The 24936-nt window shown below is 69.1% G+C and carries 22 protein-coding genes; 5 read left to right on the top strand and 17 right to left on the bottom strand.

Annotated features, from left to right (window positions below):
* Nucleotides 1–139: 139 nt before the first annotated feature.
* Complete coding sequence (locus C3488_RS27180; RefSeq protein ID WP_258053668.1) at nucleotides 140–1102, top strand: hypothetical protein; 963 nt, start codon at nucleotides 140–142, stop codon at nucleotides 1100–1102.
* Nucleotides 1103–1429: 327 nt separating this feature from the next.
* Here the strand turns inward: C3488_RS27180 and C3488_RS27175 are convergent, their stop codons facing one another.
* The 5 genes from C3488_RS27175 to C3488_RS27155 all read right to left on the bottom strand — a co-directional run bounded on the left by C3488_RS27175 (nucleotide 1430) and on the right by C3488_RS27155 (nucleotide 5772).
* A complete protein-coding gene (locus C3488_RS27175; protein ID WP_103843551.1) occupies nucleotides 1430–2404 on the bottom strand; it encodes a polyprenyl synthetase family protein in 975 nt (324 codons plus the stop codon).
* A gap of 18 nt (nucleotides 2405–2422) precedes the next feature.
* Nucleotides 2423–3319 (bottom strand): squalene/phytoene synthase family protein, encoded by an 897-nt coding sequence (locus C3488_RS27170; protein WP_103843550.1) that lies wholly within the window; start codon nucleotides 3317–3319, stop codon nucleotides 2423–2425.
* Between the two features lie 115 nt (nucleotides 3320–3434).
* Nucleotides 3435–4277, bottom strand: coding sequence for a hypothetical protein (locus C3488_RS27165; protein WP_103843549.1), 843 nt, complete (start codon nucleotides 4275–4277; stop codon nucleotides 3435–3437).
* Nucleotides 4274–4879 carry an ABC transporter ATP-binding protein gene (locus C3488_RS27160; RefSeq protein WP_181139214.1) on the bottom strand — a complete coding sequence of 202 codons (606 nt, stop codon included), beginning with the start codon at nucleotides 4877–4879 and terminating at the stop codon, nucleotides 4274–4276. Before C3488_RS27160 ends, C3488_RS27165 begins: the two co-directional genes overlap by 4 nt.
* A gap of 161 nt (nucleotides 4880–5040) precedes the next feature.
* Nucleotides 5041–5772: a TetR/AcrR family transcriptional regulator C-terminal domain-containing protein gene (locus C3488_RS27155; protein ID WP_181139212.1), complete on the bottom strand. Its 732-nt coding sequence runs from the start codon at nucleotides 5770–5772 to the stop codon at nucleotides 5041–5043.
* 222 nt (nucleotides 5773–5994) lie between these two features.
* On the opposite strand from C3488_RS27155, the gene C3488_RS27150 reads away from it, so the two are divergent.
* Nucleotides 5995–6615, top strand: a complete 621-nt coding sequence (locus tag C3488_RS27150) for a hypothetical protein (RefSeq protein WP_219822342.1) — start codon at nucleotides 5995–5997, stop codon at nucleotides 6613–6615.
* A gap of 1099 nt (nucleotides 6616–7714) precedes the next feature.
* The gene (locus C3488_RS27145; protein WP_103843547.1) at nucleotides 7715–8821 is read left to right on the top strand and encodes a ricin-type beta-trefoil lectin domain protein; all 1107 of its coding nucleotides are present in this window, start codon (nucleotides 7715–7717) and stop codon (nucleotides 8819–8821) included.
* A gap of 291 nt (nucleotides 8822–9112) precedes the next feature.
* Here C3488_RS27145 and C3488_RS27140 read toward each other — a convergent pair whose 3' ends face one another.
* The 5 genes from C3488_RS27140 to C3488_RS27115 form a co-directional block, all read right to left on the bottom strand.
* A complete protein-coding gene (locus C3488_RS27140; protein WP_103843546.1) occupies nucleotides 9113–9853 on the bottom strand; it encodes an alpha/beta hydrolase in 741 nt (246 codons plus the stop codon).
* A gap of 211 nt (nucleotides 9854–10064) precedes the next feature.
* Entirely contained in the window at nucleotides 10065–11300 is a 1236-nt protein-coding gene (locus C3488_RS27135; RefSeq protein WP_103843557.1) for an MFS transporter, read from the bottom strand.
* Nucleotides 11297–11872, bottom strand: a complete 576-nt coding sequence (locus tag C3488_RS27130; protein ID WP_258053667.1) for a GNAT family N-acetyltransferase — start codon at nucleotides 11870–11872, stop codon at nucleotides 11297–11299. The genes C3488_RS27135 and C3488_RS27130 overlap by 4 nt, the downstream gene beginning before the upstream one ends.
* A gap of 46 nt (nucleotides 11873–11918) precedes the next feature.
* Nucleotides 11919–13163, bottom strand: a complete 1245-nt coding sequence (locus tag C3488_RS27125) for an MFS transporter (RefSeq protein WP_103843545.1) — start codon at nucleotides 13161–13163, stop codon at nucleotides 11919–11921.
* A 222-nt stretch (nucleotides 13164–13385) separates the two neighbouring features.
* Nucleotides 13386–14321: an oxidoreductase gene (locus C3488_RS27115; RefSeq protein ID WP_103843544.1), complete on the bottom strand. Its 936-nt coding sequence runs from the start codon at nucleotides 14319–14321 to the stop codon at nucleotides 13386–13388.
* 104 nt (nucleotides 14322–14425) lie between these two features.
* On the opposite strand from C3488_RS27115, the gene C3488_RS27110 reads away from it, so the two are divergent.
* A complete protein-coding gene (locus C3488_RS27110; RefSeq protein WP_103843543.1) occupies nucleotides 14426–15010 on the top strand; it encodes a TetR family transcriptional regulator in 585 nt (194 codons plus the stop codon).
* 476 nt (nucleotides 15011–15486) lie between these two features.
* Here C3488_RS27110 and C3488_RS27105 read toward each other — a convergent pair whose 3' ends face one another.
* Together C3488_RS27105 and C3488_RS27095 are read right to left on the bottom strand one after the other, a co-directional pair.
* Nucleotides 15487–15927 (bottom strand): VOC family protein, encoded by a 441-nt coding sequence (locus tag C3488_RS27105; RefSeq protein ID WP_103843542.1) that lies wholly within the window; start codon nucleotides 15925–15927, stop codon nucleotides 15487–15489.
* Between the two features lie 858 nt (nucleotides 15928–16785).
* Nucleotides 16786–17403 (bottom strand): TetR/AcrR family transcriptional regulator C-terminal domain-containing protein, encoded by a 618-nt coding sequence (locus C3488_RS27095; protein ID WP_103843541.1) that lies wholly within the window; start codon nucleotides 17401–17403, stop codon nucleotides 16786–16788.
* Nucleotides 17404–17470: 67 nt separating this feature from the next.
* Between C3488_RS27095 and C3488_RS27090 the strand changes: the two genes are divergently transcribed.
* On the top strand, nucleotides 17471–18721 hold the full coding sequence (locus C3488_RS27090; RefSeq protein WP_103843540.1) for a beta-ketoacyl synthase: 1251 nt from the start codon (nucleotides 17471–17473) through the stop codon (nucleotides 18719–18721).
* Here the strand turns inward: C3488_RS27090 and C3488_RS27085 are convergent.
* From C3488_RS27085 to C3488_RS27055, 5 genes are all read right to left on the bottom strand, one after another.
* Nucleotides 18718–20559 (bottom strand): ABC transporter permease subunit, encoded by a 1842-nt coding sequence (locus C3488_RS27085; RefSeq protein ID WP_181139211.1) that lies wholly within the window; start codon nucleotides 20557–20559, stop codon nucleotides 18718–18720. The genes C3488_RS27090 and C3488_RS27085 overlap by 4 nt on opposite strands.
* Before the next feature lie 95 nt (nucleotides 20560–20654).
* The gene (locus C3488_RS27080) at nucleotides 20655–22163 is read right to left on the bottom strand and encodes an ABC transporter substrate-binding protein (RefSeq protein ID WP_103843555.1); all 1509 of its coding nucleotides are present in this window, start codon (nucleotides 22161–22163) and stop codon (nucleotides 20655–20657) included.
* A gap of 572 nt (nucleotides 22164–22735) precedes the next feature.
* A complete protein-coding gene (locus tag C3488_RS27070; RefSeq protein WP_107528752.1) occupies nucleotides 22736–23251 on the bottom strand; it encodes a nucleotidyltransferase domain-containing protein in 516 nt (171 codons plus the stop codon).
* Nucleotides 23252–23459: 208 nt separating this feature from the next.
* Complete coding sequence (locus C3488_RS41120; protein WP_219822344.1) at nucleotides 23460–23798, bottom strand: DUF2156 domain-containing protein; 339 nt, start codon at nucleotides 23796–23798, stop codon at nucleotides 23460–23462.
* A gap of 694 nt (nucleotides 23799–24492) precedes the next feature.
* Nucleotides 24493–24861, bottom strand: a complete 369-nt coding sequence (locus C3488_RS27055; RefSeq protein WP_103843538.1) for a VOC family protein — start codon at nucleotides 24859–24861, stop codon at nucleotides 24493–24495.
* Between the last annotated feature and the right edge of the window lie 75 nt (nucleotides 24862–24936).

The following is a 24936-nucleotide window of genomic DNA, read 5'->3' as shown; positions in this document are numbered from 1 at the left end:
AGTCCCTGTGCCATACCTTGCTCGCCTCGTGACTACGCTCGCAGCCCCTTGGGCCTTCTCTGGAGCAGACGGCGGCCCTTATCTGGAGTCGTGGCCCACGTCGCGGCTACTGGTGCAGCGAGGTGACACAGAGCTGATCGTGCAGGAACTCAAGCCGCCGACCACGGCCTCGACCGTCCGCTTTCCGGCGCCCTGGCCGCGCCGGTTCGGCTCGTGGGCGGTGTCGCCTGCCGCCGATCTGGCTGTCTTCGCAGGACCGCACGCGCTTAGGGCCATTGATCGGTCGGGCAATGTGCAGTGGGAACTGCGGCACCACTGCTGGGCGGGCTGTGCGGGCGGGCACATGGACTTCACCGAGTACGCGGAGGACCGAGATCATCGGTTCGCCAGCAGTGGCTCGGCCGGCTTCTCCGCAGACGGGAAAATCGTGTGGGCCCATATCAGCGGCCCCTTGGCGCACGAGGTCCCGGACGGTGGCCGTGGGGAGGAATGGCTGGTCATCAACGCTGCGGACGGCACGCTGCTGGCACGTGCCGAGACGGGGACGGCAGCGGCAGGTTCCGTCCATGTGCCGCACCCGGACCCCGGCCAGATGGGTCTGACCATCGGTGAGGGCCAGGATGGTGCTCCTCTGAGATGGGGGCGGTGGGACGGTCATGCCCTCGTCGTCGACAACTTCGGCGACGAGGACCGTGTCCTGTTGGCGGTGAGCCCAAGCGGAGCCCGCCTGCTCACCGTGACCCATGACCAGGACATCCTTGCCGTTCATCGGGTCACCGACGGCTCGGCGGTAGCCGAGCTGGGTGCGGACGCGGTCCCGCAGCATCCCGCGATCGAAGAGGAAGCCGAAGACGGCGAGGCCCAGGCGTTCTTCGACTACGAGGGAGGCTTCCTCGACGAGAGCACCCTCGTCGTAGGGACCGTCGAGAGCGACGAGGAGTTCGGCACAGGCCGGCACTGGCTCGTCGATGCGGCCGACATGCGGCTGATCGACCGGCTCACCTACCCCTTCGAAGTGTCAGGTCTGCCGAAGGCTCTCGGAGACGGCACCTGGTACACCGTGTCCGACCTCGACAGCGCCCTCCACGTCTGGACCTTGTAGCGGTGCTGCCCACGATCGCGCGAACCCACAGCTGAGCATCCGCGTGTACGCCGCCAGACGGGGCACCGACAGGTGCCCAGTAGCTCGGAGAAGCCAGGTCGAGCACCGGGTCGGATCACCTCCGGGACCGGTCCAGGCAGTACTTCCCTGCGGAAGCCGACCCATGCCATCGTCGGCGAGCCGGAGAGGAGTGTGCAGTGTTCACCCGAGCCCAGTCGCCTGTCGGGTTGCTGTGTTCAGATCCTTTGCGAACCCCTGCGGATGTTGTGTGGGGGCGGCAGTGGACATCGAGGGGGCTTGGGCGAGTCGTGGCTCACAGGCGCTCTGTCAGCGCCGGCGGTCGGCTGCTGATGTGGCCAGTTCCGCGAGCCGGGTGGAGTTCGGCAGGCCGGTGAGTTCGGCGCGTGCCTGTTCGGCGCAGGACGATGCCATCCGGGCCGCCTTGTTGAGAGCGTCGGTGCGTGTCAGCACGGCGAGGATGTCCCTGTGTGCGGTGACGGGGTCGGTGCCGCCGCGGAACACGGTGGTCAGGCGGTTGCGGTCGGCCTCGTCCGCGGCTTCGTAGGCGAGCAGGACGGGCAGGGTGGGCTGCAGGTTGGCGACATCGCTGGTGGCTGTCTTCCCGGTGACCTGATCCTCGGCGGTGTAGGGGAGCAGGTCGTCGCGGATCTGGAAGGCCATGCCGAGCTGTTCTCCGTACTGGCGCAGGGACTGGTGCTGCTCATGGGTTGCTCCGGCCAGGATCGCCCCGGCCTGGCAGGCGACGCCGGTCAGGGCGGCGGTCTTGGCTTGCATGATCTCCAGGACGGTCGGCACTCCGCAGGTCAGGTCGCCGCGGACTTCGGTTTCGCGCATGATGCCACGGCACATGTGTCGCAGGGCCTCGACAGTCACCCGTGCTGCTTGCAGCACACGCTCGGCGGGACCGCCGCTGAGCATGGCCACCATTCCGGCCATCGACAGTCCGTCGCCTGTTATCAGGGCTTCGGCGAGGCCGTACTGCTCGGCGGTGGAGGCCCGTCCGCGGCGTACCGGGTCCTGGTCGACGATGTCGTCGTGGACAAGGCTGGCGACATGCAGGCATTCGATACCGGCCGCGAAAGCCAGCACCTGGTCGACCGTGCCGCCGACGGCTTTGGCCGACTCCATGCACAGCACGGGGCGAAGGAGCTTGCCCGGGGGGAACAAGGCGTCCAGGCACGCCCCTTCCAGCAGGCTGTCGCCGCTGCCCACCCAGCGCAGCAGCTCGGCTTCCACGGGCGGGATGTGTGTACCGTCGGCTGAGGTCAGGGCTACGGGCATGACACGTCCTTTCGATGGTCAGCAGGGGATGACGGCACGCATGACGGGACGCCACACGTTGAGGAAGTCGCCCATGGGTGGCTGGACCGGCCGGTTCAGTACGTCCTGACCTGCGGACAGCACGCCGGCCACGTGCAGCGTGCAGAGCTCGACCAGTGCGTGGGTGAAGGGGCTGACCGGGGTGTGGTCCAGCTCAGCGGCCAGGACGGGCAGCCGGTCAGTGACGCGCGTGGCTTCGAACGCGATGAGATCGGCCAGGGGCGGTGTCCACCGTTTGGCCTTGACGTCCTCGGGGCGCACCCCGAACTGGTCGAGGTCGTCGAGAGGGAGGTAGAGGCGGCCGTCGTCGAGGTCCTCCGACAGGTCGCACAGCACGTCGGTCAGCTGGCAGAGTTCGGCGAATTCATGCACCAGCGGTTGCGCTTGGGTCAGTTCGGTGCCGGCCATGGCCCAGGTGACCCCGTACATGGGGCCGCCGGTCATCTGCGTGGCCCACTGGCGCAGTTCCTCGTAGGTGGCGAAGTCGCGGAACTCGACGTCGCGCTGCATCGCGGTGAACATGTCCTCGATCAGTGACAGTGGCATTCCGAGGCTTTGGTAGGTGTGCACCGTGGCGTGCAGGACGGGATCGCGGGAGCCGCCGGTGGCGAATGCTGTCCAGGTGGTCTCCGCGAATTCGGCGAGCCGACGCTGACGGTCCTGCGCCGGACCGGTGTCCGCACAGGCATCCGCACGGCATCCGTGTGCCATCAGCGCCGCCGTGTGAGGTCGTGCCGATGCGGGCGCGGAGCGCAGGGCACTCCAGCGGCCGCGCCCTCCGCCGAGAGCCGATACCTCGCGCGCGCACACCGTGTAGCAGTGCCGAAGGACGGGATCAGTGATACCCGCCGCGTCCAGCCATCGCCGTACCAGCATCTGTGAACCTTTTCTGCTCGACCGGTCCCCTTTCGGGGCCAGGGCTTCGCTCTGCGACGAGGGCGCGACCAGTCCGTCGTACGGCCCCTCGTGAGCCGTCGCAGCGGGGTGTCGCTCAGCGGGGCGTCGACGTGGCCTGGCCCGGGCGCGCAGGTTGTCGCTGCCTGGGGGGCCACGGCAGACGGAAGGGTGGTCTTGTGCTGAGGGCGTCTTTGGTGCGGCGGTGAAAGGCGAACAGGCCCAGGAGTGCGGCGCCGGCGAACCACAGGATCTGGACGGCCAGATCGCCGAGCAGGGGTTTGTGGGTGAAGCCTGCGGCGGTGGCGGCCTGCATGGTGCCGTAGGTGGGCAGGAATCGCACGGCCGCGCTTCCCGTGCCGCTGCTGGCCAGGGGGTTTTGCAGGCCGACATCGACGATGCTGGTCATGACCAGGGCGAACATGCCCTCCACCTCCCGGCGCAGCAGGGAGCCGAAGACGACACCGAGCGCCCCGTAGGTCATCGCTCCGCAGAACAGGGCCGCGGCGAGCTGCACGGGTTGGCGCGGGCTCCAGGCAGCGCAGATCACCGCGGCGGCATACGTGGCGATGGCGCCGGAAGCCAGGGTCAGGGAGGTGGTCTTGGCCAGGATGAGATGGATGCGGGGGTAGCCGGCCATGGCCAGTCGGCGGTCGAAGCGTCCGCCGTTGAACGTGACGGCGAACATCATGAACCCGGTGATCAGGGTGACGGCGTTGATGGCGCCGGTGATCTGGGTGATCTGGTTGCCTGCAGGTGTCAGGAGCCGGCCAGTCGCGCGCAGCTTGAAGGCCACGGGCCTACTGGGGATGACGGCGTAAGCCAGGCTGATCCAGATGGGTATGAACAGGGCGACCAGGAGCATGGCGAGCCGGTTGCGGGCATGCTCGACCAGGTCGAAGCGGGTTGCTGTGACGAACAGGCGCAGGTGTCGCCTCATGCCGGCACCGCCGTTGCGGGATGCAGGACGCCGCCCTGAAGCCGCCACAACTCGTCCAGGCGTTCGGCGTCATAGGCGAGATGCGAGACGACAAGGACTGAGCGGCCCGCATCGCGTAACCGTGACGCCAGGTCCCAGAAGCGCTGGTAGGTGTCCCAGTCGAAACCCTGGTAGGGCTCGTCCAGCAGCAGCACCTGCGGGTCATGCATCAGCGCCAGGGTCAGGTTCAGCTTCTGACGGGTACCGCCGCTGAGGCGACCGGCACGCTCATCGGCGTACTCCGACAACCGCAGCGCCTGCATGACCGCCTCGGCATGCCGCAGATCCGGCAGCCCCCGTGCGACGCGGAAGAACTCAAGATGCTGGCGCACAGTCAGAGCGTCGTTGATCACCACGTCCTGCGGGCAGTAGCCGAAACCGCCTCCATGACGGACCGTGCCACGCTGCGGGCGCAGCTCGCCGGACAAGATCTTCAACAGCGTCGATTTGCCCGCACCGTTCTCCCCGACGATCCCCGCCAGCACGCCAGGCCGCAGATCGAACTCCAACCCCCGCAGAACCTCACGACGACCGTACGCATGACGCACATCCCTGACTTCCACCGCACCCCCCAGGCCCGTCGGCCGTGCCCCGTACTCGCCGCCGACCACTCGCAGTCACTGCAAGGTTAGGCATCACATACGATCAAGAGTGCAGCTGAAGCCGCTGGATGACCCGCACGAGTGAAGGTCGCGCCGTAAACGTGGCCGCGAGCTGATCGGCGTCACCGAGCTGACGGCCGCCGCGGCGGGTTCGGCCCTGTCTCGGGCGTGTCAGAGGTGTGCGCCGGGGCGTGCTCATGCATGCGACTGAGGCCGTCGAGGATGAGGCCGAGCCCGAACTCGAACTCATCGGCGAAGTCGAACCCGGTCTTCGCCAGTTCCGTGACCACCTCGGCAAGGTAGGGGTAGTCGTCGATCCCCGACGGTTGCCGGTCGACGACGGCTTCTCGTCGTCGCGCCGCCTCCGCCGGGATATCGCCTGCGAGGGTCTTCTCCTGGAGGGCGAACCCGTAGATGTAGGCGTCCATCACGTTGTACGCGTGAACGGCCATGCGGAAGGGAAAGCCTGCGTCACGGCGGAGGCACCGCATCACAGCGTTGTGGTGGTGCAGGTTCGCCGGCCCTGGAGTACCCGTCTCCATCCGGCCGACCGCCCACGGGTGACGGAGCAGAGCCTGCCGCATCGACGAGGCGCGTGTGCGCATGGTGGTACGCCAGTCGGCGTCGACGGGCACCCCGACCTCGGCGAAGACCAGGTCGACCATGCCGTCGAGCAGCTCGCGCTTGTCCGCCACATGCTTGTAGAGCGCCATGGGCACGACGCCGAGTCGGGCGGCCAGTCTGCGCATGGTCAGTGCCTCGAAGCCGCCCTCGTCCGCCAACTCAACGGCGGTGCGCAGCACCTTGGCGCGGTTGAGCCGGTCCCGGCCGGCGGCTGCGGCGTTGTCCTGCATGGGGGCCCTTCACCTCCTGCCCGGTGTCCAGCCTTGACAGGTGTACATAGTACACCTAGCTTTGCCGTACTAAAGGTGTACGGCGTACACCTCTGTCGCATACCCCAGAAGGAGCAAGGCATGAGCGCGATGTCAGGACCCGTCAGGACGAAGCAGCCCCCCGTAATGCCCACCGCAAGGAGGCTTTCGCGGGCCGCCGGAATCTGTGCCGCGATCGCGGGGGTGCTGTTCATCGGGGTCCAGGTCAACCATCCAGCCATGGACGTCTCGTCGGTCACCACCACCGACTGGGCGGTGCGCAGCACGGCAAAGGCGCTCATGGCCGCGCTGGCGCTCGCCGGCATCACCGGCATGTACCTGCGTCAAGTTCGGCAGACCGGTATTCTCGGCTTCCTCGGCTACGTGTTGTTCGCCGCCGGCTACCTGCTCATGCTGAGCATCGAGGTCGTCGCCGCCGCTGTTCTGCCCGCACTGGCGCACACGGCGCCCGGATACGTCGCAGACGTCCTCGCCGTCGCCTTCGGCGGCACCGCAACCCATGGCATCGGCGCCATGCAGACCGTCTTCGTCCTCAGCTCCGTCGGTTATCTCGCGGGAGGGTGCCTGTTCGGTATCGCGTTGTTCCGGGCGCGCGTCCTCGCCCGGTGGGCCGCGGCGCTCCTCGCCGCAGGCACCGTCGCCACAGTCGCGCTCGCGGTACTTCCGGAGTCGTTCAACCGGCCGTTGGCCGTTCCGACCGGAGTGGCCTTGATCGGCTTGGGCATCTCGCTGTGGCGCGATCAGCCGACCACGGTCAGCGACAACCCAACGCCTCCCCGCGCGGAGTCCGCCGCCGCGCAATGATCAGCCAGCAGCCGCCGGCCGCGCAGTCCCAGGCCGCGGCCACCTGGGCTGCGGGTGCGTCGACAGCCGCGGAGCGGCACCAGGGCGAGCGAGTTCGGCGCCCGCCTGGCCCGGCCGCCTTCTCCGAGGGGCGGCGCCGCGCCGCTGCGTGGAGACCCTCTCCGTCGTCCGTGTGGTGTAGCAGCGATCAAGGCGAAGCCGCAGATCACCCCTCAAGCAGCCCACCTCCGCGCTGACAATGGCCTGACTGTCTATCAGCGCCGAGCGGCCGTCGTGGCCGGCGTCGGAAGTCTGCGGTGTCCGAACTCGATGAAGGTCGCGTCGACGCTGACACCGCCGTGCCACCCATGGGATGCCGCTGACATGACGTCAGGTCCGCCCGGATGGGCGGAGATTTCAAACCCGCCCGCGAGCTGCACTTTCATCGTGATCGCTGTTACGCCACTCGACGGGACGCCATCGAGCGTGCCCGTCGCGCGATCTTTTAACAAGTCCACCGATCTGCGGGTCTCAACGTCGACCGGCAGGGTTCCATAGGCGCCGCAACCGGTATGTGGGATAGCCCGCTGACGACACCACAGGGTTCGTGGTGCTACCGCGCAGGCGGGTGGGCGGGGCAGTGTGCGGATCCAGCCCGACGGGGAGCCGACCCTGGACAGGGCGCGACCGGCGTGTCGAGCCCACGCAACCACACATGGGATGTTCACGGACCGATACCGAGGAGGAAGGTGCGGCCAACAAGCCGTAGGAGCAAAGGCAGTGGGACGAAACGACGCAGAATTCGTCCCCGTGCAACCGGTCCGCGATTTCTGGCATTCATGGGATGTCCCAGGCGGGGATCAGCGTGATATCTGTACGAGTGCGCTTGTGCGGCAGGTTCGGGCCGACCCGCTCGGTACAGGAGGGCCGGGGCAGACGGGACGCCGCACAGGCTCGGTGTTGTCAACGCTCAACAGTGCAAGAGGCCCCCCACTCACGCCGTTCTGTCAGTACGTCAGGCGGTCGCCGACGCCGAACGGGACGGCACGACGGCCGAGTTGCTGACACGGATGGCGGCAGCTCCATTGATTCAGCACTCAGCCGCAGAGAGGACACCTGCATGAGAAGGACTTGGATACTGAAGCTGGTCACGCTTGTCACTGCCGCGCTCGGGGTGACGGCGGCAGGTGTGACCCCTGCCTCCGCTGCCTCCAACACGCCCTTGCGGGTCATGCCGTTGGGTGACTCGATCACCTGGGGGGTGGGAAGCAGTACGGGTAACGGGTACCGGGGTCCGCTGTGGAACGAGCTTGCGGCGGACGGCCATCCGCTGGACTTCGTCGGCACGGGACGGAACGGTTCGATGTCCGACCCCGACAACGAAGGCCACCCCGGATACCACATCAACGAGATCGCTGCACTCGCCGACGCCTCGCTGACCCGCTACCGGCCCAACGTCGTGACGCTGCACATCGGTACCAACGACCTCATAGGGGCCTCTGGGCCCAACGACGCCATCGCCGGGCTGAGGTCGCTGGTCAACCAGATCACCGCCGACGTCCCCGACGCTACCGTCCTCGTGGCCTCCCTGGTCGTGTCCACCAACAGCTCGGAGGAGCAGTGGCGGGGCACGTACAACCAGGCCATCCCCCAGATCGTGAGCGACGCACAGGCCGCGGGCAAGCACGTCGCCTACGTCGACATGAGCAGCCTGACCACGGCCGACCTGGCCGACGCACTGCACCCCAACGACTCGGGCTACCAGAAGATGGCCGACGCCTTCCACCGTGGCATCCAGTCCGCGGACAGCGCCGGGTGGCTGAGGAACCCCGCACCCGCCCCCGCACCCGTGCAGTCCGGCATCGCCGGCAAGTGCATGGACGTCAACGGCGCCGGCACCGCCGACGGGACCGCCGTCCAGATCTGGAGCTGCAACGGCGCTGCCAACCAGCTCTGGTCGCTCTACACCGACGGCACGCTGCGCTCCATGGGCAAGTGCCTGGACGCCGCCGGCGGGGCCACCGCCAACGGCACCAAGGTGCAGATCTGGGCCTGCCACGGCGGCGCCAACCAGATCTGGCAGCCCTACAACGGCGGCTACCGCAACCCCGCCTCCGGCCGCTGCCTCGACGATCCCGGCTCCTCCACGACCGACGGAACGCAGCTCGTGCTGTGGGACTGCAACGGCGGCTCCAACCAGAAGTGGACCACTCTGACCGCCGGATGACCCCCACTCCCGGGACCGCCCCTTCGGGCTCCGGTCCCGGGAGACCATCGGTGCCGGGCACCGACGGGGACGGCCCCCGCCGTGGCCGGGCTCAGTGGCCCGGTCGCCTGAGGCGACACCCTGAGAGACCTCAGGACAACCTGAGACGACCTCAGGACGATGGCAGCGAACCGGCTGATCGACGCTTTGTTCGCGTGCGGCGACGAGGCACGTATCCCGGAAAGGATCAACACCTTCCGGAGTCGGCCCACCCGTCCGTTCGGCGGGCCGTGTCGCGCCGGCCGGCCCGCCCTACTTGAGGTGCCGGGTGAAGAACTGGGCCGCGGCGTCGCCCGCGAACTGTGGGACGCCGGTGTGCCCGCCCATGTTGGCGTGCAGCGTCTTCTCCTTGGAGCCGAAGGCGTCGAACAGGTCCAGGGCCGCCTGCCGGTCGTTCCCTTCGTCGTCCCACTGCAGCAGGACGTGCAGCGGAATGGTGACCTGACGGGCCTCCTCGAACATGGTGGCAGGCACGAGACTCCCGGCGAACAGAACGGCGGCCGAGATGCGCGGCTCGACCACCGCGAGCCGGATGCCGATGGAGATCACTCCGCCCGAGTATCCGACCGGGCCGCCGATCTCGGGCAGCGACAGGAGGGCGTCCAGGGCGGCCTGCCATTCAGGGACCGACTTTTCGACGAGTGGGAGGACGAGGGCGTCGATGGTCTCGTCATCGACCGGCTCGCCGGCCTCCATGGCCCGGCGCAGGTCGGCGCGGGCCTGCTCGGCGCCGGCCCAACGGGGCCGGTCACCGCTCCCGGGGAGCTCGATGGTGGCCGCTGCGAAGCCGTCCGCCGCGGCCTGCCGGGCCCGCGCCACCAGCCGCGGGTACATCTTGCGCAGTCCGAGCGGGGAGTTGCCGAGCAGAATCAGCGGCGCCGGTGCGGAGGCGGATGCGGGCGTCCACAGGATGCCGGGGACCTCACCGAGGGTGAATTCGCGCTCGAGGACACCGTGGTCGAGGCGCTGTTCGGAAGCGAAGTGAAGGGGCATGGTCGTGCCTTTCGGGAGTGCGCTTGAACGGCGCTCCCGGACGACCTATCGCCCGACCGTGACCCCGGAGGGGAGCACCCATGTCGATACGTTCACGGGTACCACCTCCTCGTTCTCTCGCACGGCCTCCGTAAACCTAGCAGTGGTCGCGCTGGTCCGCCAAACGGGTTCTTGCGCGGGCTCCCTGGCCGGATACAAAGGAGTCGGAACACTACGCAGCGCTGCTTGGGGCCTCATCGTGGCTTCCCGAGGAGAGGCCCTGCACGGCGGGCGTGCCGGGCGTCTCCCACGCGGCGGGGAGCAGGAGTGTGGCGAGATTTGCGGCACTCACCAATGCCGCCCCCAGGAGTAGGGGAGTCGTGGTTCCGACAGCCGCCGAGACAGGGGCGGCGACGGCGAGACCGAGCGGTCGGGCGGCGAAGGAGATCAGCGTGTCGAACGATCCCACGCGGCCGAGAGCTTCTTGCGGGATGCGGCGTTGCAAGGTGGTCTCCCACAGCGGGCTGAGAAGGCCGACTCCGAACATCCCGCCGAAGTAGGCAGCCGTGACGATCGGGATCGGTAGGAGAAGGGCGAACGCCGTCAGCGGGAGCGCGAAGACAGCAGCGCCCACGGCGACGCCGACCAGGGGGCGGCGTATGGGCAGCCGGGACGCGGCGTAGATACCGACCACCATCCCCACCGCGCCGACTTCTGCGATGACGACCCAGGCGGTGTCTCCGCCCAGATGACGTACAGCGATCATCGGACCCAGCGTGAGGAGGAAGCCCGCCGTCAGGTGCCACACGCCATGTCCGAGCACGTTGGCCAGGAACCAGGGATGGCGCCGGGTTTCAGCCCATCCCTCGCACAGTTCTCCCAAGAAGGCGCTTCGCTCAGCGCGCTGGAGGGGACGGTCAAGCCGCAGGCCGCCGAGAGTGGTGGCGGATGCGATGAACAGCGTGCCGGTGAGCAGGGACGACCACCCGGCCCCCACAACCAGCATCAGGCCGCCGGCGACTGCGGGAGCCGCTGTCTGAGCGAGCCCTTGTGCGGCCCCGAGTTGCGCGTTGGTCCGAAGGCGCTCGTGTCCGGCCACCACAGCGGCGACCAGTGTGCGGACGGCCGGTGTCCCGAAAGCCACGGCCCCGCCCGTGATCGCCGACAGCACGGCCAGATCCGGGATCCGCACTCTCCCGCCGAGCAGTTCCGCGCCGATCGCGAGTTGTGCGGCGGCGCGTATCAGGTCCGCGGTGAGCACGACCCGCTGTGGCGGGAAGCGATCGGCGAACACACCTGCAACGGGCAACAGGACGAGCATGGGAAGCAGCTCGCAGGACAACACGAGGCCGAGGTTCATGGCCGAGCCGGTGCGGACAACCGCGAGGGTGAGCGTGGTCGGGATCAGCGCGGTCGCCAGAGCCGCAACAGTGCGCCCTACCAGCAACCGGCGAATCGGAGAGGTCATGACGCGCACGGTACTTCGTCTTCGGGCAGGATGTTTTCGGGCAGGATATCTCTGCAGAAGCAGACTCGGTCCTGTCCCGGGCCGTCGTAGTCGATACACACAGGCAAACCATCGACCTCGCGATCACCCGGCTCGACAGTGAACCCCATGGCCCGGTGAAAGGCAATGGAACCGACATTTCCTGGCGAGGTGATTGCACGCACCTGGCGGCGGCCCGACTCGGCAGCGCGTCGGAGAAACGTCGTGTAGAGCCTGCGGGCCAGCCCCTGCCCGCGCAGCGTAGGATCGACCCCCACGAAGTGGATATAGGCTTCCTCCTCGTTGTCTGCGGCGTAGAAGCCGATGAGGAACGCTCTGATCCCCTCATCGTCCTCCAGCACCAGACTGGTGCTGGAGAAGAACTGCAGAAACAGCCTCGGAAGCAGCAGAGAAAGTGCGCGTGCCTGATCAGGTGTGCGGGAGTCGCTCCACCACTGCCGCACGCACCCGACGATCACATGGTGATCCGAGACGCGCGCTTGGCGCAGTCCGAGTACCGCGTTCACTTCCGCCTCCTTTTCTTTCTTCTCCACGGGCCGAGAAACCGGGAGATTTGACGGTCAATGGATTTGCGACGGCTCATCCCTGCTTCTCCTCCTCTCCCACCGGCGCCGACCGGTCCCCGGCGCCCGTTGCTCGGTGTCTGCCGGCGGCCGCCCGGTCCGACCAGGCTGGAACGAGGGCGGTCAGCATCAGGGCGCCGGTCAGGACGAATGCGCCGGGGTAGCCAGTGAGGCCTGCTACCGCACCGAAGCCCACCGCGCCGATGCCCATGCCCGCGTCGTAGGCGACATTCCACAAGGCGCTCGCGGTCCCGTACCCGGAGGCCTGGACCCGGGAGTACATCAGTGTGATGGTCGCGTTCTGGGTGATGCCGAAGCCGACCCCGAACACGGCCACGCCCACGATCACCGCGACGGGGACGTCCGTGAAGGCGACGACGAGGATGCCGACGGCCGAGGCGAGCAGCCCCGGCAGCATCAGCCCGGCGGGTCCGTGCCTGTCGCCGTGCCGGCCGGCGAACCACCGGGAGACCGTCGCGGCGGCCGGCTGCACGAACAGCGCCGCTGCGACCACGCCGGAATACCGCGACGCCACGGCCAGCGGCAGGAAGGTGACGATGATGCCCGCGCCGAGCGCCGTCACCGCGAAGACGACCGTGGGCCGGACGATCGCCCCGGAACGGGCCCCCGCCAACACACCCAGGTGTGCGCCCCGCGCCGCCTCCCGGTCGGGCAGGCCCAGTACGGCGGCGATGGAGACCAGCGCGAGCAGGGCCGCCACCGCGCAGACCGGCCCGTATCCCGTGTGCGAGGCCAGCCAGGTACCAAGCGGCAACCCCACGAGCGACGGGACCCCGGCCATGATGCCGATCAGGGCCAGACCCTCGCCGCGGCGCTCGGGCGGGATGAGTGACACCGTCAGTGCCCCGCCCGCCACGACGGTGAACGCGAAGCCGAGGCCACGAACGAGACACACCGCGACGATCCACACCATGCTCTGCGAGACCGTCAGGGCAAGCGCGGGGGCACCCAGAAACAGCAACCCCGCGCCCAAGGTCCCGCGGTAGCCGCAGCGTGCCGCCAGCCACGGGGTCATCAGCTCACCGATGACCGTCGCCAGCATCAGCGCGCCGGTGACCAGGCCGGCCTCGTCGCTGCCCCGGCCCGGCACGCTTTGGGCGTACATCGGGACGACGGAGAGCAGCAGGAAGAAGCTGGCCGAGGCTCCCACCACCGTGACGAAGCGCATCAACAGTGCGCGGGTCAGCAGAGGTTGCCGTGACTCGGCAGCGCGGTGCTGCGGATCGACAGATGAGGTCATGAGGTGAACTTAGGAATCGGACGGGCCCTCAGTAAGGGGGTGCGCCACATGGCGTCTGGTGGTGGCACCCGGCAGCAAGACAGGCGCAAGTCCTCGCGATCACGAAGTGCCGACACGATCACCACCGTGCGGAGCCTGATCCGGCAGGCGTGGCAAACCCGCCGCTGGGCCGAACGCCCGAATCACCGGCCATGACCTCCCGCCCGTCGCGCGACCTGTTCGTCAGAAAGTGGCCGGAAACGGGAACCGCACGTCGGTGAGTTGTTCCGACAGTTCCCACAGACGGCGGCCCGTCTCGGGATCGGCTGCCGCGGTGGACGACTGCACTCGCGTGGGGCCGCCTCGCAGCTCGGCGAAGCCGTCCGGCCCGATGAACTCACCGCCCTTCACCTCCGGAGCGGTGGCCGCGTACAGCTGGGGCAGTGCACCCTGTACCGGGGGCTGGGCGAGCGGGGCGAGGATGCGGCCGAACAGCACCTTCACCATGCCGACCGGCGCGCTTGTCTGGAGGTTGGTGGAGGTGTAGCCGGGGTGGGCGAGCAGGCTACGCACCGAGCTGTCGGCCGCTGTCAGTCTCCGGTGGAGTTCCCATCCGAAGACGGCGTTGGCGAACTTCGACTGGTTGTAGAACCGCATGGGCGAGTACGTGCGCTCGCCGGAAAGGTCGTCGAAGTAGACGTGCCCCTGCCGGTGGTTGGTCGAACTTACCGTGACCACCCGGGGGTCATTGCCGTCGGTCAGCAGGTCGAGCAGCAGACCAGTGAGCGCGAAGTGGCCGAGGTGGTTGCAGGCGAACTGCAACTCGTGGCCCTGAGCGCTCAGTGAGCGGGGCGGCGCCATCACGCCGGCGTTGTTGACGAGTACGTCCAGCCGCGGATGATCGGCGCGCAACTGATCGGCGAACGCTCGGACCGAGTCGAGGTCGGCCAGGTCGAGGCGGCGCACCTCAAGAGCGGCGTCAGGCTGCTCAGCGGTGATCTCTGCGGCGGCCCGGTGGCCTTTCGCCTCGTCGCGTACCGCGAGGATCACGCGCGCGCCCTTGCGGGCGAGTGCCCGGGTGGTCCCCAGGCCGAGGCCGCTGTTGGCTCCGGTGACGACAAACACCCGCTTGGCCTGGTCCGGGATCTGATCGGCGGTCCAGCGCTGATTCTGCGTCATGCGGCATACGCTGCCGTTCATGGCACTTGGTGTCAAGCAGTCACCGAGTGCCATCGGTGACGTAGCGATAGGATCGCCCGGTGAGCCCTCGCCCTGACGTCACCATGGCCCAGCGCAAACGCCAGTTGGTCTCCGACGAACTGAGCGAAGCGGCGCTGCAGCTACTGGCGCTGAAGGGGTTCGACGCCGTCACCATCGACGAGATCGCGGCCACCGCCGGCGTCTCCAAGCGAACGTTTTTCCGGTACTTCGCCTCCAAGGAGGACGTGGTCGTCCAGTTCCTGGCCGACATGGGCACCGGCATGCGCGTAGCGCTGGCGTCTCGCCCCATCGAGGAGCAGCCTTCGGTGGCCCTGCGCCATACGGTCTGGGTCTCCATGGCCGCCTGCGCCGACCACTCCGACAGGGCACTGCGTGTGGTTCAGCTGATTCTGCGCACCCCCGCCCTGCGCGCACGCTTCCTGGAGCGCCAGGACCAGTGGCGCGACGACCTGGCAGCAGAGTTGGCGCAGCGCCTCGGGCTCGACCCCGACACCGAGCTGTACCCGCAGCTGGCCGCCGGGATGGCGCTCACCGCCTTCGACACCGTGCTGCAACGGTGGAGCGGCAGCGACGGCGCGGAGGACCCCGCCGAACTGACCGACCGGGCCTTCGCCGTGATTGCCCCGGCGTTGGACGCTGTTGAGTGAGCCGTCTTGCAGCCGTTGAGATCCCATCCGGCCACCCGGGCTGAAACGTCGGAGGCCGCTGACGGCACGGAGCCGACCTTGCGGCGTGCGGGGCGGCGGGGCCCCTCTGTACTGGTGGCGTCGGAGGAGGTCGGCGTCGACTGTTGTGCGGATGGTGGCGAGTCGGCTGAGGTGGCCACCGTACCTCTGCGGCCGCGGGAGCAGGGGAATCGGCTGCGGGGGGTCGCGAGGTTGGGAATCTGCGCGGTGTTGATCCACTTGGTCGCGGCTCTCCTCGACGGCCATGCGGGCCGGTGGCGTCTTGGCCCGTCGGCCGCAGCAGGTCCAAGGTCACGAAATGGGCGGGTCACTCCTGCGTGAGCCGGGCTGCCCGGCGCCGCGCCCTTGCAACCGCCCGCTCCGGGCATCACCTCCGGGAACACCGGCGTCATGTCGGTGCCGCGCCGTTTTGTTCGCAGGTCGGCCGCCAAGGGCCGTTAGCTGATCTGTTCGGCCAGGGCGAGGATGATGCCTGAGGGGCCGCGGAGGTAGCAGAGGCGGTAGATGTCCTTGTACTGCGCTACCTCGCCGATCAGTTCGGCGCCATGGCGGCGCAGGCGAACGATGGTGTCGTCGATGTCGTCGACGGCGAACATGACCCGGTGCAGGCCCAGCGTGTTCGGTGGCGGGTTGTGCGAGCCCTCGCCGATCGCCGCGGGGGTGTGGTACTGCGTGAGCTCCAGCTTGCCGTGCCCGTCCGGGGTCCGCATCATCGCGATATCGCTGCGGACTCCGTCGAGTCCGACGGCCTGATCCGCGAAGAGGCCCTCGATCTGCGCCTTGCCTTCGACCTCCATGCCCAGTTCGGTGAAGAAGGCGACGGCGGCGTCCAGGTCTTCGACGACGATGCCGACGTTGTCCATCCGCTGAAGCTTCATGACGGTTCTCCCTCTGCGTTGCGCGGCCCTTTGAGGCCACCGGTATACCGAAGACGGAGCCGGCGGCCCATTCTCGACACCCGTAGGTTCAGAAACTGGGAACCCGCCTCGGCGTGAACGTCGAGGGAACGAGCCGGGCCGCCCGGAGCGCTGCCCCGAGTGAGCCGAAGCACGGTAGGTGTCACATGGGGGATGCCGGTTGTCACCGAGAACGCGAACGGCGGACCGGAGCGACAGCCGGCCGGTGAGCGCCGGCGCTCATTTCCTCTGCCCCTTCAGTACAGCTGCGGCTTATGATCACCAGCAAGGCGGGGTCGTAGCACAGAGGTAGTGCGCCGCGACATCATCTCGGAGGACGTCGGTTCGAATCCGACCGCCCCGCCCCTCTCAGAAGGACACCCTCTGGCTGCACAGCCGTTGGTTGGAGATGGTGCAGGTCGCCCGGGTTTCTGCGCGTGGCCAGGACGTGGTGTCGGAGTACCGGCATGAGTGGCTGGCGCAGGTGTGCGTTCATCGCCTCCGGCCGTGCGAGACCGTGTTCGGTGGACCCGGAGGACACCCGAGGGAAGCGCAGGTGACCGATCGGCCGTACCGGGTCAGGCCTCTCGCCGCAGGCCGCCAAGGTGCTCGCCGAACTGCCTGAGCACGCACAAGGTTGGTGTCGGCAAACAGGTTCTCGGCACCGTGCTCCAGCCGCAACGGTGGAGCGCGACGGCGAACATGCCGACCACGGCAAGGCCACCGTCGCGCAGAAAACCGCGCACGTCTGCGTCGGCCCGTCCGACCGAGCTAGGGCCTCTCGTTTGGATCATGCCGGGCTCGCGGCTCCCTGATCCGGCCTGATCCAAACGAAAGACCCTAGCCGGGTTCGCGTTCGTCGTGGATGGTCAGTGCTCCGGCGAGGTCGAGGTCGGCGACAGTGCCGTGTGCCCCGGCGCGGACGAGCAGCACCGCGCCGAGCGCGGTGCTCCAGAACGTCCTGGCCTCAACGTCGAGCGGTCGACGGGCCCTCCAGCCGCGACTGTCGATGAGCTGGCTCACGAAGCGCTCGGATTGCCGGAACAGCAACTGGAGGTGCTGGTCGACCACGGGGGCGAGTTCGGGCTTGGAGATCCCGGCGGCGAGTGCTCGCGCGACTGACGGGAGCGAGGGCATGGCCAGCACGGCACGGGCGATGTTGCGCCGAAATGTCGCCGCATCCGGGGCTTGGCGACCGATGCGCTCAATCCGCCGGGCGTCGTGCAGGAGGCCGAGAAAGGCGGCGTGCACGAGCAGCGAGTCCTTGGAGCCGAAGTAGTAGGTGACCTGATTGGGGAAGACGCCTGCCGCGTTCGCGATCTCCGCGACGCTCACCTCGGCGCCCGGTCGTTCCTCGCAGAGCCGTGCGGTTGCCTCAATGAGCCGGCGCCTGGTCGCGCGACCGCGGTCACGCGACCGAGTCGACGTTGATCGAGCTTCGGTTCGCTTCTTCTCCACCCCCGAATTGTATGTGATACAACAAGACCTGCCGCACTTGTATGGCGTACAAGAAAGGTTCAAGGGCATGCAACGGACGGAAGTCGTGGTGACCGGACTCGGCGCGATCACACCACTCGGTGCAGACGTGGAGTCCACCTGGAAAGCTCTGCTTGCCGGCGAGTCCGGAATCCGCGGCGGCGTCCTGCGAGGCCACGAGGACGCAGGCTTTGCCGACACCGTCGCGGGGACGATGGCGATCGACCCCGCCGAGTCGCTGCTGCCGGTCCAGGCCAGGCGGCTCGACCGCTCGCAGCAGGCAGCCTTCACCGCGGCGGCCGAAGCCTGGGCCGACGCCGGCGCCCCGGAGGTGGACCCGGACCGGCTCGCATCGGCGATCGGCACAGGTATCGGTGGCGTACAGACGCTGTTGAAGCAAGACGACGTACTGGAGGTGGGCGGGGCGCGGCGCGTCTCGCCGCGTACGGTCCCGATGCTCATGCCCAATGCGGCGGCGGCGCTGATCAGTATCGAATACGGTGCACGGGCCGGGGTCTACACGCCCGTCTCGGCATGCTCCTCCGGTGCGGAGGCGATCGCTCTGGGAGCCAGCCTCATCCGTGCCGGCGAGGCGGACGTGGTCATCGCCGGCGGGACCGAGGCCGCGATCACCCCGATCACCGTAGCCGGCTTCGTGCAGGCGCAGGCACTGTCGCGGCACACCGCCGACCCCGCCTCAGCGTCACGGCCGTTCGCCGCGGACCGCAGCGGATTCGTCCTCAGTGAAGGCGCCGCTGTCGTGGTGCTCGAAAGCGCCGAGCACGCCGCCGTCCGAGGCGCGCGTGTCCACGCGGTGCTCGCGGGCGCCGGCATCGCCGCCGACGCTCACCACATCACGGCGCCTGCTGCCGACGGCTCGGGCCAGATCTCGGCCATGCGGAAGGCCCTCGCGCAAGCCGGCTTGGCTCCCGAGCAGATCAGCCACATCAACGCCCACGCCACCGGAACTCCGGTCGGCGACGTCGCCGAGGCGCGTGCGATCGGACAGGTCTTCGGCCGCGCCACCGTGACGGCCCCCAAGGCGGCGCTCGGCCATCTCTTCGGTGCGGCTGGTGCGATCGAAGCGCTCATCGCCATCCTCAGTGTGGAGCGCGGTGTCATCCCGCCGACCCGCAACATCACCGCGGCCGGCGTCGCTCCCGACATCGATCTCGATGTCGTCGCAGAGCGGCGAGACGCCCGCCAGGAGGCCGTGCTCAGCAACTCCTTCGGCTTCGGCGGGCAAAACGTCTCACTCATCGTCACCGGCGCACGTCACCACGCGTCCCGTACGGCCTAGACCGCACCTGTGCCCCGACCGCCAGGTGACGTGACGACGTACCCTGGCCCCTTCTGACTCGTTTCGGACGGACTGCCCGTTCCTGGCGGTGCGAGTGGCTCGTCGGGGGCCGCTTCGTCCGGGCTGCGGGTGCCTTTTTCACAACGAAACCTCCGTAGCCGGGGCAGGTGTGCGCCGCCCGCCGCCGTCACCGCCAGGGCGCCCAGCAGGGCGAGAACAGCCGCGGGGGCGATGACGGCCCAGGGGGCGCGTTCGACGTACGGCTGGTTCTCGGCGAGCAGCAGTCCCCAGTCCGGCGAGGGTGGCTGGGCGCCCAGACCGAGGAAGCCCAGGGCGGCCAGGTTCAGCGCGATGCCGGGCAGCCGGAGCAGGGCGTGGCGGACGACGGGCGGCAGGACGGCCGGGAGCAGTTCGCGGGTGAGCAGATACCAGTCGGTCGCGCCGAGTGCGCGGGTGGCGGTCAGGTGGAGGGTGGCGCGTTCCTGCTGGAGGAGGGCCGAGGTGTGGGCGGCCAGCGGGGTCCAGGCGCCGACGGCCACGGCGAGCGCGGGCGTCCACGGCCCACTGCCCGCGACACCGGTGACAAGGAGCCCGGCCAGGACGGGCGGCACGGCGTTGACGGTGTCGACCACCGGCCCGGAAAGGCGGGGCAGCAGGCCCAGCAGAACGCCGGTGACCAGGGCGGCCGCGCTCACGGCCAGGGCGATGCCGAGGGTGGAGAGCGCGCCGTGGGCGATGCGGGCCAGGATGTCCCGGCCGAGCGCGTCTGTGCCGGACACATGCGTGAAGGAGGGGGCTTGGAGCCGGGCGGCGGGGTCCAGAGCGAGCGGGTCGCGTGGCAGGCCGAGGCCGATGACGGCGGCCAGCATCGCCCCGTACAGCAGAGGCAGGACGTGACGCGCGGGCGGCGCGGGCCGGTGCAGCGAGTGCAGGGCGCCGTCCCGCAGCGAGGGTCCGGTCAGCAGTCGGGCGGCGTGCCGCGCCAGGGCGCCGGCGACCGCGGCGAGCAGGACCAGGGTGAGGGTGCCGGTCTGCAGGACGGGCAGATCCTGGGCGAGGGCGGCGCGCAAGGTGAGCTGCCCCAGACCGGGGATGTCGAAGATCTGCTCCACGGCGACGGCGCCGCCGGTCAGGCCGACCACGAACAGTCCCAGGTTGGGCAGCAGTCCGGGTACGCAGCGCCGCACCGCCTTGCGGGCCATGGACCGGGGCGGGAGACCGCGGGCGGCGGCGGCCAGCGCCCACGGCTCGGCGAACGCGCCCGGCAGCAGATCGTCCAGCATGCGCCCGAGTACCGCACCGGCCGGCAGACCCAGGGCGATCGAGGGCAGCACCATCCACTCAGGGCCGTACCAGCCCAGGGCGGGCAGCCAGCCGAGCTGCACGCTGATGACCGAGGCGAGTACGGAGGCGACGAGGAACTCCGGCAGCGCGGCCAGCACCGCCGATCCGGTACCGCCCGGACGCCTGGTGCCGAGTCGGCGCCTCGAGCCCAGCCACAGGGTGCGGGCGCACACCGTGACGGCCGTGCACACGGCGACCGCGAGGGCCCCGGCCATCAGCATCAGGGAGATGCCGAGGGCCTGCGTGACGGAGGGCAGCACCTGGCTGCCGGAGACCCAGGAGCGGCCCGCATCCCCCTGTAGCAGCCCGCCCAGCCAGCGCCCGAGGAGCGGCAACGGGCCGTCGGAGAGGCCGAGTTGGTCCCGTACGGCCCGCAGCGCCTCGGGAGTGGGATCGCGGTCGGCGGAGCGGGCCTTGAGTACGGTCAGCGCGGGGTCGTTGCGCGACAGCCACGGCAGCAGGCCGATCCCGCAGACCAGGGCGGCGGTAAGCACGACCCGCCACAGCAGCGTGGGGCCGCCGGCCCGCGCGAGAGCACGCAGGGCGGAAGGCAGAGCGGAGGGGCCACCGCGGCGGCCGGATGTGCGGTTCAGCGCCGGGTTCCTGTTCCCACGTACTGCCGCTCGTCCCAGCTGAACAGCGCGCCCTCCACCGACTTCCCGATGCCCTGGACGGCCTTGACGTGGACGAGGGGGATCACCGCGTCGGTGCCGAGGATCGCCGCCTCGGCCTTCATGGCGGCGTCCTGCCGCTTGGCGGCGTCGGATTCGGTCTGGGCGGCGGCGACGAGCCGGTCGACGTTCTTGTCGCACAGCCGCGACAGGCTGTAGGTGCCGTGGCAGGTGAAGTCGCTGGCCAGGACGGAGACGGGGTCGCCGGTGTCGAGCATCATGTTGCGGGAGGTGACTGCGGCGTCGTACTTCCCGGCCAGCATGTCGCTTTCGACCTGCGAGTCACCGCGCACCACCAGCTTCACCTCGAACCCGGCCTTCTGCAGGTCCTGTTGCAGCACCTGGGCGACCTCGGGCAGCTCGGGCCGGGTGGAGTAGGTGGCGATGGTGATGCTCTTGCCGCCGGGGGCGGTGGCCTTCGCCCGTCCCGTGGGCGCGACGCGCTTGCCGGCCGCCCAGGGCAGGGCAGGGCCGAAGAGGCCCTTGGCGGGTTGGGCGTATCCCTCGTACACCTGCTTGGCGATGACTGAGTTGCCGATGGCTTCGCGCGCGGCGGCCCGCAGCCCGGGGTCGGTGAAGGGGCCGGACCTGGTGTTCAGGTACAGGCTGGTGTCGCGGGCGGTGTCCGTCTCGTGGACCGTGTCCTCGTCCAGGGAGGCGATCTGCGACACGGGGATCGCCTGGGCGATGTCCACCTGGCCGGTGCGCAGGGCGTTGGCGCGAGCGGTGCCGTCGGCGATGAACCGGACGTCGATGCCCGGGGCCTGCGCGCGGCCGTCCCAGTAGCCGTCGAAGCGGTTCAGAGCGGCTTCCGTGTCGCCGGTGATCTTCGTGATCTCGAAGGGGCCGGTTGCGGTGCCGACCGGGTTCACGGTGCCGTTCTTCTCGTACGCCTTCGGGGAGAAGATCGCCAGGCTCGGGTTCGACAACCGTAGCGGCAGCACGGGGTCGGCCGTGCTGGTGCCGACCCACACCCGGTCCTCGTCGAGGGCCTGGGCGGTCAGCTTCACTCCGCTCAGGGCAGCGGGGGGCGGCTCGGCCTCGGCGGCGTGGGTGAGCGCGGAGGCGACGGCCGTCGCTGTGACCGCGGTACCGTCCTGGAACCTGGCGTCCCGCAGCGTGAACACCCAGCTCCTGCCGTCCTTGTCGCTGCTCCACGACTCGGCGAGCGCGGGGATCGCGGTGCCGTTGGCGTCCAGCTTGATCAGCCCCTCCGAGACACCCAGCCGGGACATGATGAAGGCGTCCTGGCCGTAAGGGGTGTAGTGCTCGGTGGGTCCGAATGCCAGCGCCACGCGCAGCCGGGCTCCTTCCTCGGAGCCGGAGGAGCCGGAGGACGGTGAGCCGTCGGCTCCGGAGGCGAAACAGCCGGTGAGGACGGGAGCGAGGAACAGGCCGGCTATGAGCCGACGACGGGGTGTTCTCATCATTCGGGTTCTTTGTCCTCCGTTGTGACGATCAAGGTGGCGCGGACAGAAGAGTACATGAAAATCATTTCCATGTAAGGGTGTGTCGGCGTACCGATGTCCTCGCCGTCGGGCTCATTGACCGCTTGTCGCGCGCCGGTTTTCGCGGCGCATCCATCGAGCCTCTGCCCCCTGGGCGGCTTGGACAGTGATGCGGGAGGGCCGCGCAGTCCGGGGCATGAGTGGGCAACCGCAGGACAGGGAGCCAGTGCGCGTTCGCATCGATGAACGCGCGCCGCGGCCTTGTCAGATGCAGCCGCACGTTGTCCCGGGCCAACACGATCGGGCCGCCGGGCCGGATCCGGGAACACCGCCGAAGGCGTCTGGTCGCTGGTCGAGCGTGAGGTCGGCAACCTCGCCGCCGCCGACCTCGCCCAAATCATGCGCACGGTGAAACGGCGGCCCAGGCAGCTCCAGTACCGGCCTGAGGTGATCGACGGCTGCCTCACCTGCACCGGCTTGGTCCTGGAGAACTGAGTTCACCACCAGCGAGGAACGAGCACGCGAGTCGATGAGCTCGGCCGCTGAAGCACTCAGTGGCCAGGCGGCAGGCTCGTGTACTCCTCGGGGAGGGCGACTCCCGTGGTGGCATGCAAGCGCGCCATGTCACGGCGGTCCTTTTCGGTGGCCTCGTAACCGATGTGGCACTGCACTTGTGTGGCGGCGTCGACACACCAGACGTCGTGTCCGCCGATCGTCCCGATTGTCGGAGCCGGATAGTGGAAACGCTCACCGCCGGGGAGAAGCTGATAGCCCCCCTCGCTGCGCAACCCGGTGATGGGGTGCAGGTCGATCTCCCTCCCGGCTCCGTCCGCGACGGCCAGCGCGGTGGGCAGCCAGTCTCGCAAGACCTCCGTGAACCCGGCTTCGGTCAGGGTCGTCCGCACCAGGGGGAGTTCGTCCAGCAAGACGACCAGATCGAGATCCGAGTGCGCTCGGGTCGTCTCACCGACCAGAGCGTCCACACCCCAACCGCCATCCACCCATGCCGTCGCGCCCGCAGTCTCCAGCAGGTGCAGAACTTCCAGCACGTCAGTTTCCTGCAGCACAGGGGGACTCTGGCAGCACCGACGCCCGGACGCCACCGAGATGCGCGAACACAACAGCACGGTAGCTGCCCCGCCGCGGCAGCCGCAGCGACCGGCAGTCCACATCTGGGACTGCAGCGCGGGCCGGCTACGCGCACTCGGCTCCGTGGGCCTCACGTCGAACGCCTATGGAGACGCCTTGGCTTGACCAGATGGCCGCCTGGTCGCGTCAGAACATCGCCTTCGGATCGCGACCGGGTGTGCTGTGGATCGCAACGCCCGCAGGGGCCTGGTCGAGGTGGACCTCGAAACCCGGCAAGCGAGCGAGCACGATCTTCGAGAACGGCGGCACCGGAGGAGGCCGCGGTTCGCGCGACGCCGGTTCACGTTCGCCCCCGGGCCCGGCGAACGGGGTGAGCCCGAGGTGGAGCCACCCGGCCCCCTCCTCGGCGAAGCGGGTCAAGGCGGTGAGGTCGACCAGTTCGACGGTGCCGACGGGAGCATCGCGATCCGGCGCGGCGTCACGTGCCGCGCGACTGTTCCCCTTGCAGGCTCCCCAGGCCTTCACCGACCTGCTGAGACAGGCACACATCTGTGCGGCAGACCGGCCGTCAAGGCAGGACAGGCCGTGAGGAACCTGCACCGGTCAGGCGGCGGGCGAGTGTCCGGGACGACGCGTCGCGGCAGCCACTGCGTTCTTGGCACTGCTTGCGGACTACCAGCGCATCCTGACCGCGGTGCGGCAGGCCGCCGGCCCGGTCTCCGCCCGGCAGATCGGCGAGGTGCTGGGCTTGGACACCCGGGTACGGGCCAAGCTGGAGCCGTTGCGAACTCGCCGATCTGCTGCGCGGCCATCTGACGCGATACGGTCCGGGTGGAGGGCGCTGCCTGCCGGAAGGCGCTGTCGGCCGGGAGGGTCGCGACCATCGTCCTGGCCGTGCTGCGGCACGACCAGCGCCGGGCCGACATGGCCGGCGGCAACGACGTCTCCGCCACCACCGTCCGGCGGCGGGCGCGACGAGCTGATCGCCCTGCTGGCCGCGAAGGCCCCGCGGCTGGACCGCCCCCACGTGATTGCCCTGGCCGACGAGCGGGGCCGGCTGATCTGGATGCCGGCTGCCCGGCCCGGCCGCATCCCACGACATCACCGCCGCCCGCCGCGACCACGTCCTGGCCCACCTGCGCGCCGGAATCGAGGCCTCCACCGGCAGATGATCTCTACCGCAGACAGCCCGTGACCAGGACAAGCACCCGGAACAGCGTCACTGAGGCGGGATCGGCTGGGTGAGGTTCACCGGGTTGCCGTCGGGGTCCTGGATGTGGGCGACGCGCTGTCCCCACGGCATGTCGTTGGGGCCGCTGCGGACCGAGCCGCCCAACGCCTCCACCCGGCCGAGCGTCTCATCGACATCGTCGACACCGATGCTGAGCAGGATCCGCGACGCCTCCCGGTCCCCCCGGTGCGCCTTGGCCACCAGCCCGAGGTCGGTGTCGCCGATGCGCAAGCCAAGGTAGAAGACCGGGCCTTCCTCCGGTACCCGGAAGATCTCCTTGGCGCCGAACAACTTGGTGTAGAAGCCGAGCAGAACGTCCTGGTCGGCAGTAATGATCACTGGCTGGATGGTGGACATGGCACTCCTGTCGAGACGATCGTGTCGCTGGGTAGACCCTTCGAGAACGGTCAACTCATCGGCAAAAGCACCCCG

Origin of the sequence: Streptomyces sp. Ru72 (genome assembly GCF_002920635.1) — a bacterium.
Taxonomy (GTDB): Bacteria; Actinomycetota; Actinomycetes; order Streptomycetales; family Streptomycetaceae; genus Streptomyces.
Note: the sequence above shows the minus strand (reverse complement) of the source record. Positions and strands in the feature narration are given on the sequence as shown.